The following is a 15,612-nucleotide window of genomic DNA, read 5'->3' as shown; positions in this document are numbered from 1 at the left end:
CCCCCGCACTGCGTGGCGCGATTTTTATTCGTTATGGAACAGGCAATATCGAAGATTTATTCGAAAAATGCAACCACTCTGGACCCAATTCAGGACTTAGGTGGCTCCCTTTCTGACTTATCGGACTCATCAGATTCAACACGCCCGTCAGCTTCCGATTGCCTGGGGGCTTCCGGGAGCGAATCCGGCTCGCGCGGGCCCTGTCGCGCGGCTTCGCGCCTGGCTCCTTCGTCGTCGAACAGCTTGTCGAAGCGAATGGTCGGGTCATCCCAGTCCCCGTCGATGCGGTAACTGACACTCGCCACCTTATCGACCTGCTTCTTGAACACCTTGCTGATCAGGTACACGCCCGCCGCAGCCGGCAGGCCGCCGGCGACCGCTGCCACCAGTGCGAGGTTACTGCCCACCGGCAGGGTGGCCACCAGAGTCAGGTCCAGCTGCTCGCGCACCATATCCAGGGTGCCGGCCATCTGCAGCTCGCTGGACGGCCCCTTAACCTGCAGCGGCACCGCCAGCAGGATCTCGTCTCCGCCGCGGAAATGCATCTCACCGCGGACACTGTCGAAGGCCATGCCGCTCTGGACCAGATCGGAAAAGTCCAGGCGCAGGCGACGCGCCCAGCTGTCAAAGTTGAACAGTGCCAGCAGGCGCAGCAACGCTGAGCTGGCATTGCCGGTAGAGCGCAGGAAGCGGCCGCTCTGGATATTGACGGCAAGCTCCCCTTCCAGCGTTTCGCTGCGCATTTCAATCGGTGCACCCGCCCAGCTGAGCGCAGTATTGAATCGGGCACTTTCGCTTTCCAGCAATCCCGGCTGGTCCCAGGCCCTGAGTACATCGGCGAAATTGGCAGCGCGCAATTGGCCGACAAAAGTGGTCTGCTCCTTACCGGCTTCGCGTGACCAGACAAGCTGCGCACCGCGATTTTCTTCTGCCGGAGCAAAACCGGTAATTTCAACACCCGTGATCATGCCGCTGATATTGTTGATCAATAAGCGCTCTGCCTCGGGACGCAGTTCCCCGGTCCAGAAACCGAGCTCGCGCTCACCAAGCCGCAGCTTGTTGATGCGGAAATCCACCGCCACCAGATCGGCAAAGTCCAGCTGGCTCCAGGGGCCCGGCGTCGCCGCAGATGCTGTTTCCACAGCCGGTTCTTCTACAGCCACTGCGACAGATTCCTGTATGCCCGCCCGGGTTTCATCCTGAGCTGCCTCTTGGTCGCTCTCCTGGGCTTCCTCTTGTACAACCTCCGGAGTGGCATCATTCAGTAACGCATCGGCAATTTGCTGACTTTTATTCTCATCAGCTTCACCTTCCGCGTCGGCGCTGAGCGCTGTATTAAATTCGGGCAGGTTCAGGTGATCGAGCTTCAGGTCCAGGGGTGTCTCTGCAGCGGCCGTGTAGGTCAGGTTGCCGGTAGCCATCTCACTTTTGAACAGGATGGCCCACAGGCCTTCGTGGCCGCGCCCGGACAATGCAATCCGGGGTATTTCCAGCGCGCCCAGCTGCAGCGAAGCGGTGCGGATATTCAGGTCGATGGGCAGCACGGTGCCAGCGTCGTCAGCCGCCTTATCTGCAGCCGCGTCCTCTACTGCACCTGCCGGCAAAGGCTCGGCCTCGTAGATGGACAGGGCTTGCCGCCACTCGGCGAATGCCAGCTCGGGCAGTGCACCGTCGATGGTGATTGCTGGCTCGTCCGGCAATTGGGCGGCACCGCCAACGTGGATCGCGGCCCGGTCCAGCTTTTGCCCCGCTTGCCAGAAACGCGCGTGTGCCAGCTCACCATAGCGCAGGTCGTAGAGATTTCCCTCGGCGCCCATGGGCAAACGCAGGCGCAGGTTGCGCGATTCGTTCGCGGCTTTCCTGAACGGCGCCGGCAGTGTGACTTCCACGCCCTCCAGTTCGGTTTCCAGCTCGAACAGGGCGTTGTAACCGAGGCCGCTGTCTTTCGAAGGCAGGCTCAGATTCGCGGTGTAAACCATCTCGCCCTGGAACCAGTCAAATTCCGGGCGACCACTCCATGCCTTGAGGACCTCGCCATCGGTGCGCCCCTGTAACAGTATCAGGGTGCCCTTCTGCTTGCCCTCGCCAGGCTGTCGAATCCTGGCGCTGACGGGCTTGCCCCACAGCTGCCCGGCAAACTCACTGCCGCTCAGGCCGGTCGCAGTTTCATACACCAGCTTGCCGGCCAGCTTTTCAAACGGCAGGCGCAGGTGCGGGATTTCCAGGGCCGCCTTGTCCAGGTTCAGTTTGATATTCTGGCGCGGCGTCAGGTCCGCGCCGCCGAGCGGCTGCGACAGGGTCAGGTCGCCGCTGATCTCGCCCGCGAGCTTCCATGTATCGAAAGCATCACCAAACTGCGTGCGCAGCGGTGACTTGCGAATAACCTCGAGCCCCCGTCCGGCATCGCCCTTGAGCGACGCGCGCACACCCAGCATGGAACCGGTGCCACCGGGTGCTGGTGCGGTTGCCACCAGTAACGGGCCCGCCTGCAGGCCGGCGATTTTCGCGGAGGGCGCCTGCACCTGCACATCGGCATCGTCCACCAGGATGGTAGCCGCCATATCTTCCACCGCCGGCCAGTCCGGGTGGTACTTGAGACGCGCCTCTTTCGTGGCGATGCGCAGCTGCACTGTCTGGCGCTCGGGCGCAAGGCCCAACTTCTTGCTCGCACGCAACGGCTTCGGCCAGTTGTTGCCGCGGTAAACAAAGCTGGCGCGTTCGGCCGTACCCACAGACTCGCCTTTGAGCGCTGCCGCCAGCCAGTCGCGCAGATTCTTCGGTGCGGTGTAAGGCACCAGCAGGCGCTGGTTGGAAAGCGGCGAGTTTTTCAGGCTCATCGACAGGGTCAGGTCCGTGGGCGCGGACTCTGCGACAAACGGCCCATCAGCAAGGAACTGACCGCGTATCTCACCCAGTTCACCCTCGAGATCCAGTGGCCCGGAGTAGACCAGTACCTGGTTTGCGTCGCGGTCAACCTGCCAGCCAATGGCGCCACTGATTGCGGAGAGGCGGAACGGCTCCTCGTACAGTTTCGGGAAACCCAGCTCAAACTCACCGGCACTGTCCAGCAGCACCGCGCCGCCCCTGCGATTGACGGTCAGGAAGCCATCGGCCCCCTTGATAGAAGGTGCACCTTTCCAGGCGCTGGCGTTGACCTTGTCGAGACGCGCGCGGATGCTGAATTCACCGGAGTCGAGACCAAAGTAGAGATCGCGCAGCTTGCCCGAGGGCGCCAGCGTATCAATGGTCTGCTGATGCTTCTCCGGCAACAGTGCCAGCTCACGCGCTACCTGGGTCCAGCCCGCAAGATCGAGCTGATCCATGGACAGTGTCAGGCCCTCATCGCCGGACGCGGCCTGCAGACTGAACGGCGGCAACTCGGTGCCCTGCCAGTCTACTGCCATGTCCTGTAACACCACCCGCCAGCTGCCAGGCTGCCAGCTACCGGTGACATTGGATTTGAAGCCGCGCAGCGGCGCCAGCAACGAAGTCACCTCTTCCGTGTCTTCAGTTTCTGCCTGCGCACCAGCGGTTTCTTTGTTATCCGCAATCCCTGAACCAGCCGGGTCGGGCCCCTTCATCTGCAATTCGCCGCGCAGGCTGTAGCCCTGGTCACTGCCGCGCTCCAGCCACAGCCTGCCTTCCGCGGTCTTGGGCCCCGCCCAATGATAGCGCGGCTTGACCCCTAGCACCTTGCCGAGTGCGCTGACAACATCTTCCTCTACCGCGAAATCCTTCAGCTCCAGGTAGCCAGCCAGTTCGAAGCTTTCCGGGTCACGCGGCTCGCCCCGCCCTTCCAGCAACATGCGGAAAGATTCGGTGCGGGCAGTATCGCCCTTGGCCGGGTCGCCAAAGGGATCGGCAAAAAAATCGCCGTAGGGGTCGTTAGCGGAATCCCCGACATAAGCGCGGGCGGTCAGGCGATGGAAACCGCGCGCATTCTCGACGCGGATCTCGGGAATGGAAATACTGCTGGAAACGTCATCGTTGAAGACGAGGCCGATTTCGGCATGTTCGATATTGACCCGCGGCCCGACAGAAAAGATACGCAGCGGGTCGCCCACCGGCAGCTTGCCCTCACGCGCCTCGCGGCGCTTGCGGGCTGCATCAGAATCCGGCTCGAACGGGATCCCCTGGATCCACCACTGGCCGGATTCATGTTGCTCAAGGGTTACACGCAGGCCGCGAACTTCCACCTCACGCCAGGTCAGCTCACGCGCACGCAGGGAAGCCAGCAGGTCAAAATGGAACAGGCCCGCATCCATGGCCAGGTCGCCGTCCTTGCCGGCACGCAACCCGCCCACACGCAGGGCAATATTCAGCGCCTGCCAGTCCAGTGCAAGGGAATCCACCTGCACCTCGGCACCGAGGCGGTCGGACAGCCAGCCGGTGATCTCCGGCTGCAGGCGACCGATATGGGGCGACGCCACCCGTCCAATCTGGACCAGCAGCGCCAGGCCAATTACCACGATAATGGCAACCAACCAGATCTTGCGCGCGAGCCAGCGCACCGCCGCCATCAGGCTGCGGTCCCCGGCGTGCGGTCGATCTGCTTATACGAGGATGATGTCATATTGTTCCTGCGTATAAATGGGCTCCACCTGAAACTGGATCGGGCGGCCGACAAACTCTTCCAGGTCAGCAACGTTGGCCGACTCCTCGTCGAGCAGGCGCTCGATCACCATCTGGCTCGCCAGCACCATGAACTTTTCACTGTCATAGGCGCGGGCCTCGCGGATGATCTCGCGGAAAATCTCGTAGCAGACAGTTTCCGCAGACTTCAGCGTGCCGCGGCCGTGACAGACGGAGCACGGCTCGCACATCAGCTGGCCGAGGGACTCGCGCGTGCGCTTGCGGGTCATCTCCACCAGCCCCAGCTCGGACACGCCAGTAATACAGGTCTTGGCGTTGTCCCGCTCCATCGCCTTTTCCAGGGTGCGTAGCACCTGGCGCTGGTGCTCCTCGTCCTGCATGTCGATAAAGTCGATGATGATGATGCCGCCGAGGTTGCGCAGGCGCAGTTGCCGCGCAATGGTGGTGGCGGCCTCGAGGTTGGTCTTGAAGATGGTTTCCTCAAGGTTGCGATGGCCCACAAACGCACCGGTATTGACGTCGATGGTGCTCATGGCCTCGGTCTGCTCGACAATCAGGTAACCACCGGATTTCAGGGTGACCTTGTTGTCCAGCGCCTTCTCGATTTCATCTTCCACGCTGTACAGGTCGAACAGCGGCCGCTCGCCCGGATAATGCTCGATACGGTTGGCAATCTCCGGCGCAAACTTGTTGGCAAACTTGGCCACACGCGCATAGGCTTCGCGCGAATCGATGCGTACCTTTTCCGTATGCGGCCGCGCCAGGTCGCGCATGGTACGCATAAAGAGCGGCAAATCCTCGTAGATCACACTCGGCACCGGGCGCGACTTGATGCGCTCTTCCATTTCGTTCCAGAGCCTGTACAGGAACGGGATATCCAGCAGCAACTCGTCCTCGCTCACGCCCTCGGCCACGGTGCGCAGGATAAAGCCACCGCTGCCGGTCTGGCCGCTTTCTGCCAGTTTTGCGCTGGACTCTTCCACCAGCTGCTTGAGGCGCTCGCGCTCGACTTCTTCCTCGATGCGGTTGGAAACACCAATGTGGCGGGTATAAGGCATGTAAACCAGGTAGCGCGCGGAAACGGACAGGTGCGTGGTCAGGCGCGCGCCCTTGGTGCCGATGGGGTCTTTCACCACCTGCACCACCAGCGACTGCCCCTCACGCACCAGCTCACGGATATCCGCCACCTCGCCGTTGCGGTCCTCCATGCCGGAGTCATCCAGCGGCGCAATGTCAGACGCGTGGATAAAGCCCGCCTTCTCAAGGCCAATATCTACAAATGCGGCCTGCATGCCCGGCAGCACGCGCACTACCTTGCCCTTGAAAATATTACCGACGATGCCGCGCCGCTGGGTGCGCTCGAGATAAACTTCCTGCAGCACACCGTTTTCCACCAGCGCGACGCGGGTCTCCATCGGGGCGACGTTGATCAGGATCTCTTCGTTGACAGCCATTGTTACTCCGCTGGGTCCTGCCAGTAGTTCAGGCCCACTTCATCAAACAGTTCGGCCACGGTTTCCAGTGGCAGCCCGACCACGTTGCTGTAGCTGCCGCGGATTCCCGCGACCAGCATGGCACCCATGCCCTGGATACCGTAGCCGCCGGCCTTGTCCTGCGGTTCGCCGGTGCGCCAGTAGGCATCGATATGGGCATCCTGCAGCGCCCGAAAGGTCACTACAGTCTCCACCGCGCGGCTGAACTCCTGCTGAACATCCGCCAGGTCGGGCCCCACCAGCGCCACACCGGTCAGGACCAGGTGTTCCTTGCCCGACATGGCGCGCATCATGCTTTCATAGTCCGCCTTGTCGAGCGGCTTTTCCAGTATGCGGTTGGCACACACGCCAATTGTATCTGCTGCCAGCACCCAGCTGGTGCAGTCGGCCAGTCGCGACTGCACACAGCGGGCTTTCTCCAGCGCCAGGCGCTGCACGTAGTCCTGCGGCGACTCCCCCTCGCGGTGGACTTCCTCCACCCGGGGCAGCACCACATCAAAATCCACCCCCACTTGAAGCAGCAGCTCCGCGCGGCGCGGCGAGCCGGAGGCGAGGACCAGTGTTTTCGGGTTCGCGGACATGGCTAGCGCACCTGCAACTGGGTGAAATAACGGTGCAGGAGACCGGATACCACCGGCCACAGCAGCGCGCTGGTGGCTGCCGGCCAGAGAAATACCAATCCCTGTGCCGGCTTGCCGGCAAATTCATGCACCCAAACGCTGACCAGCTGCTGGATACCCACCAGCACAAACACCAGCAACACCTGCTGGCCCGCGCTGTAGGCGCGCATACGCCGGTAAAACAGCAGGCACAGATAGGCGATGGCCGCCAGGGAAAGGGCGTGGCTGCCGATGGCGGCACCGGTAACCAGGTCCTGGATCAGCCCCGCCAACCACGCGAATCCCACACCAAATACCGTAGGCATGCGCGTGACCCAGAAAATTACCAACAGGGAAATAAAGGCGGGCCGGAACCACTGCCAGTTATGGGCGAGCGGCGCCACCGCCAGCAGCAGCCCCGCAAGGAAAGTGGCGGCGATAAACCAGCGGCTATGGGGCTCCACCGTCGGCTCCGTTCAGTTCATCCTCAAGTGCGTCGTCGCCGGCCTTGCCCGTAACGGCAAGCACAAAGCGGCTGCGGCTCATCTGTGCACGCGGGCGGATGTCGATATCGGCAAACGGCTGGCCCGGGTCGCGGTGAATCGCAATCACCTGCCCCACCGGGTAGCCAGCGGGGAAGCGACCACCGAGGCCGGAGCTCAGCAGCACGTCGCCTTCGCGGACATCACTGGTATTGGAAACATGGCGCAGCTGCAACAGGTACAGGTTGCCGGTACCCTCGGCCACTGCGCGCACATTGTTACGCTGCACCTGTACCGGCAGTGCGTGGGAAGAATCTGTGATCAGCAGTACGCGGCTACTGCCGGCGCTGGCCTCGATCACCTGCCCCAGCAGGCCGTGCGCATCCAGGATCGGGGTGCCCGGCACCAGGCCATCCTCGCGCCCCTTGTCCAGCACCAGCACATGCTCCTGCGGATCCGGCGACACGCCGATCACCTCGGTGACCACCACCCGGTCATCCACCAGCTCGCGCGCGTTCATCAGCTCCTTGAGCTTGGTATTTTCCGCTTTCACGGCGGCCAGCAGCTGGGCACGGTGCTGCAGCAGCAGCAATTGGTGCTTGAGGCGATCGTTCTCTTCTTCCAGCTCAGCGCGGGACACCACGGCGCCCTCGGCCCAGTCCGCAACCCGGCCAGGAGCTTCGGCGATCCAGTGAAACGGTGCGGCAAGCCCCGTGGCGAAATCGCGCACCGGCGCCAGCCAGTTGGTATAGCGACCAACAACAATCAGGGCGATAGCGAGGGCTCCCAGCAACAGCATGCGGGATTCCTGGGAGGGACCACGTGTAAATAGCGGTTTAATGGGTGCACCCCCATTAAGTCAACGAAACCCGCCGTGACTGGTCGCAGCGGGTACTTTTATTTTTATGCGTTGCCTTTGCTTTAGCTAAAGACAACAAAACAAATTTAGTAAATCGTTATTGGCGAAGCTGTGGCTAGGCAAATTTGGCCGAAAAAGCGGAGTTTACCGGGAGTAAATGAGCATTTTAAGGTCAAATTAAACGCCGCCACAGCGAGTAAAATAGATTTACTGGGATACGAGATACAGACGGCTCTTATCCATCATATCGAGTGCCTTACCACCGCCGCGGGCAACACAGGTCAGCGGGTCGTCGGCAACGATCACCGGCAGGCCGGTCTCTTCCATCAACAGGCGGTCCAGGTCACGCAGCAGCGCACCACCACCGGTCAGCACCATGCCGCGCTCGGCGATGTCGGAAGCCAGTTCCGGCGGGGACTGCTCCAGCGCGCTCTTCACGGCCTGCACGATACCGGTCAGCGGCTCCTGCAGGGCTTCCAGGATCTCGTCGGAATTCAGGGTAAAGCTGCGCGGTACGCCTTCCGCCAGGTTGCGACCACGCACGTCGATCTCGCGTACTTCGCTGCCAGCGTAGGCACAGCCAATCTCTTCCTTGATGCGCTCGGCGGTAGCGTCGCCGATCACACTGCCGTAGTTGCGGCGCACGTAGTTGACGATGGCCTCGTCGAAACGGTCACCACCAATGCGCACGGAATCCGAGTAGACCACGCCGTTCAGGGAGATCACGGCAATCTCGGTGGTACCGCCACCGATATCCACCACCATGGAACCACTGGCTTCCTCGACCTTGAGGCCGGCACCGATCGCGGCCGCCATCGGCTCCTCGATCAGCCATACCTCGCGGGCACCGGCGCCCAGCGCGGATTCACGGATGGCGCGGCGCTCCACCTCGGTGGACTGGCAGGGCACACACACCAGCACACGCGGGCTCGGGCGCATCCAGCCGTTCTCGTGCACCTTCTTGATAAAGTGCTGCAGCATCTTCTCGGTCACCTGGAAGTCGGCAATGACGCCGTCCTTCAACGGGCGGATGGCAGTGATATTGCCCGGGGTACGGCCCAGCATGCGCTTGGCTTCAACACCCACGGCCTCTACCAGCTTCTGGCCGTTGTAGTGACGGATGGCCACCACGGAGGGCTCATCCAGGACGATACCGCGGTCACGGACGTAGATCAGGGTGTTCGCCGTTCCCAGGTCGATAGAGATATCGCTGGAAAACATGCCGCGCAAACGTTTAAACATGGAAACTCGCTACCTTATTTTTGTTACCTCGGCAGGCGCAGGAAGCGCCGCACGCGCGCGACCAGCCTGCGGCCGCGAGAATCGGGAAACTCTAACAATGGCGGGGATTTAGGGCAAGGCGTAAATGTGATAACTTTGCGCTCCTTATCGGTTTGCAAGTGGCCTGCCCGCCTCAGCTGCCAAGTGAGTGAACACTCACAGCTGGAACGCACGCGCCAGCGCCATCCGGCATACTGACCGGCAAACCACAAAAAGGAATTATAGGGGCAGTGAATAGTTGGGGTCAGAGCAATAGCTCTGACCCCAGTATCGAGGGGTCAGAGTCAAAACTCTGACCCCAGCCATCTAAAGGAAACAGCGGAGCCTGAAGCATTATGTCCGTGGACTCATCGGAAGTGACCAAATTGGCGGAACTGGCGCGGATCGCCATTTCTGACGAAACCCTGCAAGACGTGACCGAAAGACTCGGCAATGTACTGGAGCTGGTGGACCAGCTGCAGCTTGTCGACACCGCCGGTATCGCCCCCCTCGCCCACCCCCTCGACGAAGTCCAGCGCCTGCGCGCCGACGACGTCACCGAACAGAACCAGCGCGAAGCATTCCAGAATATTGCCCCGCAGGTCGAGGATGGGCTGTATCTGGTGCCCAAGGTCATCGATTGAAGGGGTCAGAGCAATAGCTCTGACCCCAAATGTTGGATTCATGGGGTCAGAGCTATGGCTCTGACCCCAATAACAAGCCGCGCCAGCGGCATAGCAAGGATTGACCAGGACCACCCATGCACCAGCTGACAATCGCCGACATGGTTTCCGGGCTCAGGAACCGGGAGTTTTCCAGCGTCGAACTGACGCAGCATTTCCTCAAGCGCATCCAGGCGCTGGATCCGCAGCTCAACAGTTTTATTACCGTGACCGAAGAGGCCGCACTGGCAGCAGCCCAGGCCGCCGATACCCGCATAGCCGCCGGCGACGCTCCGGCTCTGTGCGGCATCCCGGTGGCACACAAAGACATCTTTTGCACCGAGGGTGTGCGCACCAGCTGCGGCTCAAAGATGCTGGACAACTTCGCACCGCCCTATAACGCGAAGGTTATCGACGGTTTCAATGCGGCCGGCAGCGTCATGCTCGGCAAGACCAATATGGACGAGTTCGCGATGGGCTCCTCCAACGAATCCAGTTTTTACGGTCCCACCAAAAACCCGTGGGACACCAACTGCGTGCCGGGCGGCTCTTCCGGCGGCTCCGCGGCCGCGGTTGCGGCGCTGCTGGCACCGGGCGCTACCGCCACCGATACCGGCGGCTCCATTCGCCAGCCGGCCTCCCTGTGCGGCATCACCGGCATCAAGCCCACCTACGGGCGCGTATCGCGCTGGGGCATGATCGCGTTTGCCTCAAGCCTCGATCAGGGCGGCGCCATGGCGCGCACCGCCGAAGACGCAGCGCTGCTTTTGAATGTGATGGCCGGCCCGGACGGGCGCGACTCCACCTGCCTGGACAAGCCTGCCGAGGATTTCACCCGCAACCTGCATGAATCCCTGCGCGGCCTGCGCATCGGTATCCCGAAGGAATACTTCAGCGAGGGCCTGGACCCGCAGACCGAAGCCTGCGTGCGCGCAGCCCTGGCCGAGTACGAAAAGCTGGGCGCGACCCTGGTGGAAATCAGCCTGCCGCACACCCACCTGGCGGTACCGGCCTATTACGTGATTGCCCCGTCCGAAGCGTCGGCCAACCTGTCCCGTTTTGACGGCGTGCGCTACGGCCACCGCTGCGAGAACCCCGCCGACCTGCGCGACCTCTATATGCGCTCGCGCGGCGAAGGCTTTGGTGAGGAAGTGCAGCGCCGCATCCTCGTCGGCACCTACGCGCTATCCGCGGGTTATTACGATGCCTACTACAACAAGGCACAGCAGGTGCGCCGCCTGATCAAGAACGATTTTGTCGAGGCGTACAAAAACGTCGACGTGATCATGGGTCCCACCGCCACCAGCCCCGCGTTCGCGCTCGGAGCAAAGAGCAAGGACCCGGTGGCCATGTATCTGGAAGACATCTACACGATTTCCGCCAACCTCGCCGGCCTGCCCGGCATGTCATTGCCGTGCGGCATGGTGGATGGCAAGCCGGTGGGCCTGCAGATCATCGGCAACTATTTGGACGAGGCGCGCATGCTCAACATTGCGCACCAGTTCCAGCAACACACCGACTGGCACACAGCTGTGCCGGGCATGGCAGCTTGAGGAGGGCGCGATAAATGGAATGGGAAATCGTTATCGGGCTGGAAATCCACGTACAGCTCGCCACCAAATCCAAGATTTTTTCCGGCGCCAGCACTGCGTTCGGTGCGCCGGCCAATACCCAGGCCTGCGCCATCGACCTGGCCATGCCGGGCACCCTGCCGACACCGAACCTGGAGGCCTTCCGCTCCGCGGTGAAGTTCGGCCTGGCCATGAATGCCGAAATCGGCAAACGCTCCGTATTCGAACGCAAAAACTATTTCTACCCGGACCTGCCCAAGGGCTACCAGACCACCCAGCTGGAAGCGCCCATCGTTGGCGCCGGCACGGTGGAAATCAGCCTTCCGGATGGCAGCACCAAGTCCGTGCGCCTGCACCACGCGCACCTGGAGGAGGACGCCGGCAAATCACTGCACGATCTCTTTTCATCGAAGAGCCATGGCATGAGCGGCATCGACCTCAACCGCGCCGGTACGCCGTTGATCGAGATCGTGACCGAGCCGGATATGCGCAGCGCTGCCGAGGCCGTGGCCTACCTGAAAAAAATCCACAGCATCGTCACCTACCTGGGCATTTCCGATGGCGATATGTCGCAGGGCTCCATGCGCTGCGATGCCAACGTGTCCGTGCGCCTCAAGGGCGAGGAAAAACTCGGCACCCGCGCCGAGATCAAGAACATCAACTCGTTCCGCTTTGTCGAGCGCGCCATCAAGGTCGAGGCCGAGCGCCAGATCGACATCCTCGAGGACGGCGGCAAGGTCGCGCAGGAAACGCGCCTGTATGACTCCGACAAAAACGAGACCCGCTCCATGCGCAGCAAGGAAGTGGCCAACGACTATCGCTACTTCCCGTGCCCGGACCTGCTGCCGGTGGTGCTGGAAGACAGCTTTATCGAGGAGATCCGCAAAAACCTGCCGGAACTGCCGGACGCCAAGCGCGAGCGCTTCGAGAAAGACTACGGCCTGTCCCGTTACGATGCGGAACTGCTCACCCAGGAGCGCGCAAGCGCGGATTACTACGAAGCCGTGGTGAAAGGCTGCAATGAGCCCAAGCTCGCGGCCAACTGGATGACCGGCGAACTGGCGGCGCTGCTCAACCGAGAGGAACTCAGTATCGAGCAGAGCCCGGTCAGCCCGGGCCACCTGGCCGGCCTGATCCAGCGGATCCAGGATGGCACTATCTCCGGCAAGATCGCCAAACAGGTGTTCGAGGCCATGGCCAAGGGTGAAGGCGATGCGGATGCCGTGATCGAGGCCAAGGGCCTGAAGCAGGTTTCCGACACCGGCGCCATCGAGAAGATGGTGGATGACGTGATTGCGGCCAGCGCGGCGCAGGTGGAAAACTATCGCAGCGCCGACCCGGACAAGCGCCCGAAGATGATGGGCTTCTTTGTTGGCCAGATCATGAAAGCATCGAAGGGCCAGGCCAATCCGAAAGTGATCAACGAGATCCTGAAGAAGAAACTGGACGCACTGCTCTGACCTAGTAATACGGGCGCCGTGTTAGCTTGGGTTTCGAAAACGCATAAATACATCCATGTAGCTCCGACGCGCACGTCCATGTGCGCGACGGTTTCGAAACCTCAAGCGAACACACCGCCCTCTTGCATCAAAACGGGGGATATCAATGCAATCGGATCCAATGATCGGCGCCCACGCCCTGATGCGCGGCGCCAACCTGCTGACCCGGAAGGAACTGCGGCCGTTTATCATCATGCCGCTGCTGATCAACCTGGTGCTGTTTGTCATCCTGACCGCCATTCTGATCTCCCAGATCGGCGGCCTGGCGGATTATTTCAGCAGTCTGCTTTCAAGCACCCCGGTGGATACCGAGGGCATGGTGTGGTGGAAAGCCTGGCTGGCCAAGGGTGGATCCTGGGCGGCATCGGCATTCGAGTGGCTCGCGTGGATCATTATCCTCGCGGCCATCTTCGTGTTCCTGCTGGCCTACGGCTACAGCTTCGGCATCATCTCCAACCTGATCGCGGCGCCGTTCAACGGCTTTCTCGCGGAGAAAGTGGAAGAGCTGCTGACCGGCGAGCCGCCGCCGGCGGAGTCCATCCCCAGCATGGTGTTCCGCACCCTCGGCCGGGAGCTGCAGAAGCTCTGGTACTTTATCCGCTGGGGCCTGCTGATCTTTATCGTGTCACTGCTGCTGGGCTTTATCCCGCTCATTAATTTGGCGGTACCGGTACTGGTCTTTTTATGGGGCGCCTGGTCGATGGCGATCCAGTATGTGGACTACCCGCTAGACAACCACCAGCAGCCGTTTGACGTGGTCAAGCGCGACCTCAAGCGTAAGCATGTCTCAACGCTCGGCTTTGGCAGTTCGGTGATGCTGGCGAAGATGATTCCGCTGGTGAATATTTTCGTGATGCCGGCGGCGGTGGCGGGCGCCACGGCTTACTGGATTGAGCATCTGCGAGAAGGCAGACCAAATCAAAGGGGTCAGAGCCAAAGCTCTGACCCCAACGGTTGATTTATGGGGTCAGAGTCAATGACTCTGACCCCTTGCATCGATTAAAGGGGTCAGAGCTTTCGCTCTGACCCCATGCGTTGATTCCGGGGGTCAGAGCCGTTGGCCCTGACCCCAGTTATCATCTACGCCTGCCCTGCGGCCGACGCCCACCACCAGATCGACCACCACGGTCGCCACCACGATCCCGCGGCGCACGCTTCACAGTCACCTTCGGCGGCTCCGCCAGCAACTCCACCGGCGGCTGCTCGCACTTCACTTTCTCACCCAGCAATTCCTGGATAGGCTGCAGGCGGAACGCATCGTCCTCACAGGCGAAGCTGATGGAAGTACCCTTGCTGCCCGCACGGCCGGTACGGCCGATACGGTGTACATAGTCTTCCGGCTCTTCCGGCAAGGTAAAGTTGACCACATGGCTGATGCCGCTGATATGGATGCCGCGGCCGGCCACATCGGTGGCCACCAGCACTTTCAGCTTGCCGGACTTGAAGTCCTCCAGTGTGCGCACACGCTTATTCTGCGCGATTTCGCCGGACAGCAGGCCGGCAGCAAAGCCGTGTGCCATCAGGTCTTCGTGCAGGCGGCGACACTGGTCGCGGCGGTTGGCGAACACGATCAGGCTTTCCACTTCCTCGCTCTGCAGGATGTTGTACAGCAGCGCGTATTTCTCATCACTGGAGGACAGGTAGATATGCTGTTCGACGGTATCGGTGGCCACGCGCTCCGGCTCGATCTCCACTTTCACCGGGTCGTCAGTCCACTGTTCGACCAGTGAATCCACTTCCGGGGTAAAGGTTGCCGAGAAGAACATGGTCTGGCGATGGGTCTTGCGCGGGGTCTGGCGCACGATGCGGCGCACCTGCGGGATAAAGCCCATATCCAGCATGCGGTCGGCTTCGTCGATCACCAGGAACTCGGTCTGGTCCAGGTGCACGTCGCGGTTACCGCAGAAGTCCAGCAGGCGTCCAGGCGTTGCCACCAGGATATCCACCAGCTCGGTCTGCAGCGCACGCTGCTGCTTGCCGTAGTCCATGCCACCCACCAGGGTGTGGATCTTCAGGTCGGTGTACTTGCACAACAACTTGGCATCATCGGCAATCTGCATCACCAGCTCACGCGTGGGTGCGATGATCAGCGAGCGCGCCTCACCGGCATAGCGCTCCCCATCGAACGGGTTTTTGAGCAGGTCGTCGATAATGGTAACCAGGAAGGCCGCTGTCTTGCCGGTGCCGGTCTGGGCCTTGCCGACCATGTCATGGCCGTTGAGGGTGTGCGGCAGAGAGCGGGCCTGGATGGGAGAGCAGTATTCAAAGCCGAGGTCGGCAATAGCGTGCATCAGGTCCAGCGGCAGGTCCAGGTCGTGAAAACGGGTCTTATCCGCCACTTCCGGCACCTTGAACTGGGACAGGTCCCAGGTCTCGGCCACCTTCGGCTTGCGCGGGCTGCGATTGCGCTTGCGCGGCGCCTTCTCGCCGCCGCGTTCACCGGTGTGGCCGGCGCCGGAGTCAGGCTTGCCGCGACGCGCCTTGCGGGCATTGTTGTCGCCGCGGGCGGCTTTGGCGTCCGCGCCGGACTTTTTGGGGGTTGCAGGCGCCTTTTCTTTGCGCCCAAACAGCTTTCCTAACAAGGTATTTACCAG

General features: G+C 61.6%; 11 protein-coding genes. 4 read left to right on the top strand and 7 right to left on the bottom strand.

Going from position 1 to position 15,612, the window contains the following annotated elements:
• Positions 1–89: 89 nt before the first annotated feature.
• The 6 genes from QSJ80_RS04600 to QSJ80_RS04575 all read right to left on the bottom strand — a co-directional run bounded on the left by QSJ80_RS04600 (position 90) and on the right by QSJ80_RS04575 (position 9,268).
• On the bottom strand, positions 90–4,520 hold the full coding sequence (locus QSJ80_RS04600; RefSeq protein ID WP_285763133.1) for a YhdP family phospholipid transporter: 4,431 nt from the start codon (positions 4,518–4,520) through the stop codon (positions 90–92).
• Between the two features lie 33 nt (positions 4,521–4,553).
• The gene (gene rng / locus QSJ80_RS04595; RefSeq protein ID WP_285763132.1) at positions 4,554–6,047 is read right to left on the bottom strand and encodes a ribonuclease G; all 1,494 of its coding nucleotides are present in this window, start codon (positions 6,045–6,047) and stop codon (positions 4,554–4,556) included.
• A 2-nt stretch (positions 6,048–6,049) separates the two neighbouring features.
• Positions 6,050–6,667: a Maf family protein gene (locus QSJ80_RS04590; protein ID WP_285763130.1), complete on the bottom strand. Its 618-nt coding sequence runs from the start codon at positions 6,665–6,667 to the stop codon at positions 6,050–6,052.
• Between the two features lie 2 nt (positions 6,668–6,669).
• Positions 6,670–7,149 (bottom strand): rod shape-determining protein MreD, encoded by a 480-nt coding sequence (gene mreD, locus QSJ80_RS04585; RefSeq protein ID WP_285763128.1) that lies wholly within the window; start codon positions 7,147–7,149, stop codon positions 6,670–6,672.
• Positions 7,136–8,008 carry a rod shape-determining protein MreC gene (gene mreC, locus QSJ80_RS04580; protein ID WP_285763651.1) on the bottom strand — a complete coding sequence of 291 codons (873 nt, stop codon included), beginning with the start codon at positions 8,006–8,008 and terminating at the stop codon, positions 7,136–7,138. Before mreC ends, mreD begins: the two co-directional genes overlap by 14 nt.
• Positions 8,009–8,233: 225 nt before the next feature.
• Positions 8,234–9,268: a rod shape-determining protein gene (locus tag QSJ80_RS04575; protein WP_285763127.1), complete on the bottom strand. Its 1,035-nt coding sequence runs from the start codon at positions 9,266–9,268 to the stop codon at positions 8,234–8,236.
• A gap of 374 nt (positions 9,269–9,642) precedes the next feature.
• Here QSJ80_RS04575 and gatC point away from each other — a divergent pair, with 374 nt between their 5' ends.
• The 4 genes from gatC (at position 9,643) to cysZ (ending at position 13,976) form a co-directional block, all read left to right on the top strand.
• The gene (gene gatC, locus QSJ80_RS04570; protein ID WP_285763125.1) at positions 9,643–9,930 is read left to right on the top strand and encodes an Asp-tRNA(Asn)/Glu-tRNA(Gln) amidotransferase subunit GatC; all 288 of its coding nucleotides are present in this window, start codon (positions 9,643–9,645) and stop codon (positions 9,928–9,930) included.
• 116 nt (positions 9,931–10,046) lie between these two features.
• A complete protein-coding gene (gene gatA, locus QSJ80_RS04565) occupies positions 10,047–11,501 on the top strand; it encodes an Asp-tRNA(Asn)/Glu-tRNA(Gln) amidotransferase subunit GatA (protein WP_285763124.1) in 1,455 nt (484 codons plus the stop codon).
• Between the two features lie 14 nt (positions 11,502–11,515).
• Positions 11,516–12,979 (top strand): Asp-tRNA(Asn)/Glu-tRNA(Gln) amidotransferase subunit GatB, encoded by a 1,464-nt coding sequence (gene gatB, locus QSJ80_RS04560; protein WP_285763123.1) that lies wholly within the window; start codon positions 11,516–11,518, stop codon positions 12,977–12,979.
• A 145-nt stretch (positions 12,980–13,124) separates the two neighbouring features.
• Positions 13,125–13,976: a sulfate transporter CysZ gene (cysZ, locus tag QSJ80_RS04555; RefSeq protein WP_285763122.1), complete on the top strand. Its 852-nt coding sequence runs from the start codon at positions 13,125–13,127 to the stop codon at positions 13,974–13,976.
• Positions 13,977–14,094: 118 nt separating this feature from the next.
• On the opposite strand, the gene rhlB is transcribed toward cysZ, so the two are convergent.
• Complete coding sequence (gene rhlB / locus QSJ80_RS04550; RefSeq protein WP_434219166.1) at positions 14,095–15,600, bottom strand: ATP-dependent RNA helicase RhlB; 1,506 nt, start codon at positions 15,598–15,600, stop codon at positions 14,095–14,097.
• Positions 15,601–15,612: the final 12 nt, after the last annotated feature.

It is taken from the genome of Biformimicrobium ophioploci, from assembly GCF_030270605.1.
Classification (GTDB): domain Bacteria; phylum Pseudomonadota; class Gammaproteobacteria; order Pseudomonadales; family Cellvibrionaceae; genus Biformimicrobium; species Biformimicrobium ophioploci.
This window is presented reverse-complemented; position numbering and strand designations above follow the sequence as displayed.